The organism is Acidimicrobiia bacterium, from assembly GCA_036396535.1.
Lineage (GTDB): Bacteria > Actinomycetota > Acidimicrobiia > Spongiisociales > UBA5794 > DASWKR01.
This window is the reverse complement of sequence record DASWKR010000075.1, coordinates 1-2,922: the sequence shown is the minus strand read 5'-3', so window position 1 is coordinate 2,922 and position 2,922 is coordinate 1. Positions and strand designations below refer to the sequence as shown.

At 65.2% G+C, this 2,922-nt stretch carries 4 protein-coding genes; all 4 read right to left on the bottom strand.

Annotated elements, in window-relative coordinates; genetic code table 11:
* Positions 1–140 (bottom strand): GTP-binding protein (locus VGC47_13870; GenBank protein ID HEX9856397.1); only part of this gene is annotated, 140 nt, incomplete at its 3' end.
* 14 nt (positions 141–154) lie between these two features.
* Entirely contained in the window at positions 155–2,242 is a 2,088-nt protein-coding gene (gene fusA, locus VGC47_13865; GenBank protein ID HEX9856396.1) for an elongation factor G, read from the bottom strand.
* 101 nt (positions 2,243–2,343) lie between these two features.
* Positions 2,344–2,814: a 30S ribosomal protein S7 gene (rpsG, locus tag VGC47_13860; protein HEX9856395.1), complete on the bottom strand. Its 471-nt coding sequence runs from the start codon at positions 2,812–2,814 to the stop codon at positions 2,344–2,346.
* 1 nt (position 2,815) lies between these two features.
* Positions 2,816–2,922 (bottom strand): 30S ribosomal protein S12 (locus tag VGC47_13855; GenBank protein HEX9856394.1); only part of this gene is annotated, 107 nt, incomplete at its 5' end.

Sequence of the window (2,922 nt, the reverse complement as noted above, 5' to 3'; positions counted from 1 at the left end):
GTAAACCGAGTCGACCCCGACCCCGCCTCCGCCAACACCTTCGTAATCGCAGCCGTCAACGTCGTCTTCCCATGATCAATATGACCCATCGTCCCCACATTCACATGCGGCTTCGTCCGCTCGAACTTCTCCTTACCCATGTCTCACGGACTCCTTACTCGCCTCGTACCTTTGCAACGATCTCTTCTGCGATCGTCTGCGGCACTTCTTCGTATGAATGGAACTGCATCGTGTATGTTGCCCGGCCCTGCGTTCGTGAACGAAGGTCCGTGGCGTAGCCGAACATCTCCGCGAGCGGCGCCAGCGCCCTCACGACGCGGCCCTGGCCGCGCTGCTCCATCGACTCGATCTTGCCGCGCCGGGCCGACAGATCTCCTATGACGTCGCCCATGTACTCCTCCGGAGTGACGACCTCGACCTCCATCATCGGCTCGAGGAGCTTCACCCCGGCCTTCTTGGCCGCCTCCTGGAGCGCCATGGAGCCGGCGATCCGAAAGGCCATCTCGTTCGAGTCGACCGAGTGCGCAGAGCCGTCGACGAGCCTCGCCCTGATGTCGACGAGCGGATAGCCGGCCAGCACACCCCCGTCGAGGGCATCCTCGATGCCCTTGGCGACGGCCGGGATGAACTCACGCGGCACCGAGCCGCCCTTGACCTTGTCCTCGAACACGAACCCGGCGCCGGACCCGGCCGGCTCGAGGTCGATCACCACGTGGGCGAACATGCCCGAGCCGCCCGTCTGGCGCTTGAAGCGCACCGCGACACCGGTGACCGGCTTCTTCACCGTCTCGCGGTAGGCAACCTGCGGCCTGCCGACGTTGGCCTCGACGTTGAACTCCCGCATCATGCGGTCGACGAGGATCTCGAGGTGGAGCTCCCCCATTCCCGAAATGATCGTCTGGCCGGTTTCCTCGTCCGACCGGACCTGGAACGTCGGATCCTCCTCGGCGAGCCTGCCGAGGGCGTTGCCGAGCTTGTCCTGGTCCGACTTCGTCCTCGGCTCGATGGCGACCGAGATGACCGGCTCCGGAAACGTCATGGACTCGAGCTGGATCGGGGCTTTGTCGGCGGCGAGCGTGTCTCCGGTGCGGGTGTTCTTGAGCCCGACGGCGGCGACGATGTCACCCGTCATGATCTCGTCGATGTCCTCCTGCTTGTCGGCGTGCATCCGCAGCAGACGGCCGAACCGCTCCTTCTTCCCAGTCGTGGTGTTGAGGACGGCGTCGCCCTTCTTGGCCGTGCCCGAGTAGACCCTGAAATACGTCAGCTTGCCGACGTATGGGTCGCTCATGATCTTGAAGGCGAGAGCCGAGAACGGATCGGAGTCGTCTGCCCTGCGCTCGAGGAGCACGTTCTCGTCGCCCGGCTTGAAACCGGTCATCGGAGGCAGGTCGGCAGGGCTCGGGAGGTACCAGACGATGGCGTCGAGCAGCGGCTGGACACCCTTGTTCTTGAACGCCGCGCCGCAGAGCACCGGAACGAAGTCACGGTTGACGGTCCCCTTGCGGATGACGCGGCGGATCTCGTCGGGTTCGAGGTCTGCTTCCTCGAGGTACTTCTCGAGCAGCTCCTCGTCCTCGGAGGCAACCACGTCGAGCATCTTGTGGTGCCATTCCTCGGCGACGGCCTTGTGCTCGGCCGGGATCTCGACGATCTCACGCTGCTTGCCATCTTCGTCGTGCCAAACGATGGCGTGCATGGCGACGAGGTCGATGACGCCGCCGAACTCCGACTCGGCTCCGATCGGGATCTGGAGAGCGACAGGCCGGGCGCCGAGGCGTTCGCGAATCGATTCGAGGCCCCCGAAGAAATCGGCCCCGACCCGGTCCATCTTGTTGATGAAGCAGATGCGGGGCACCCGATATTTGTCGGCCTGTCGCCATACGGTCTCCGACTGTGGCTCGACCCCGGATACCGCATCGAAGACGGCAACGGCACCGTCGAGCACACGCAGCGAGCGCTCGACCTCGACCGTGAAGTCGACGTGCCCAGGAGTGTCGATGAGGTTGATCGTATGGCCTTCCCACTGGGTGGTGGTCGCCGCCGACGTGATCGTGATGCCCCGCTCCTGCTCCTGCTCCATCCAGTCCATGACCGCGGCGCCCTCGTGGACCTCGCCCATCTTGTGGGTGCGGCCGGTGTAGTAGAGGATCCGCTCGGTCGTCGTCGTCTTGCCCGCGTCGATGTGGGCCATGATCCCGATGTTTCGGGTCTTGTCGAGTGAGTAGCGCTTCTCGGCCATCGTGTCGTCCTGAGAGGTTCGGGGTGACGCACCACGACCGGGCCAGACAGCCCGGTCGTAGGAAAAGTGTAGAGGTAGAGCCGTCCACGACGGCGCGGTTCCTACCAGCGGTAGTGGGCGAAGGCCTTGTTCGACTCGGCCATCTTCTGGAGATCTTCGCGTCGCTTGACCGACGCACCGATCCCGTTGCTGGCATCGAGGATCTCGTTGGCCAGCCGTTCGGCCATGGAGCGCTCGCGCCGATCACGCCCGTAGCCGACGAGCCAGCGAATCGCCAGGGTCGAGGCGCGTCGGGGTCGGACCTCGACGGGGACCTGATAGGTCGCGCCGCCCACCCGACGGCTCCGGACCTCGAGCTGGGGCCGGACGTTGTCGACCGCCCGCTTGAGCGTGCCCACCGGCTCGGACCCCGTCTTCTCCTCGACGATCGCCAGGGCGTCGTACACGATGCGCTCGGCGGTTGAGCGCTTGCCCCGCTGCAACACCTTGTTGATGAACTGGGTGACGAGCACCGACTGGTGGATCGGATCGGGCCGGAGCTCGCGCCGACTGGCGGGTCCCTTGCGGGGCATGTCAGCTCTCCTTCTTGGCGCCGTAGCGACTACGGGCCTGCTTGCGGTCACGGACGCCCGACGTGTCGAGCGAACCGCGAATGATCTTGTAGCGGACGCCGGGGACGT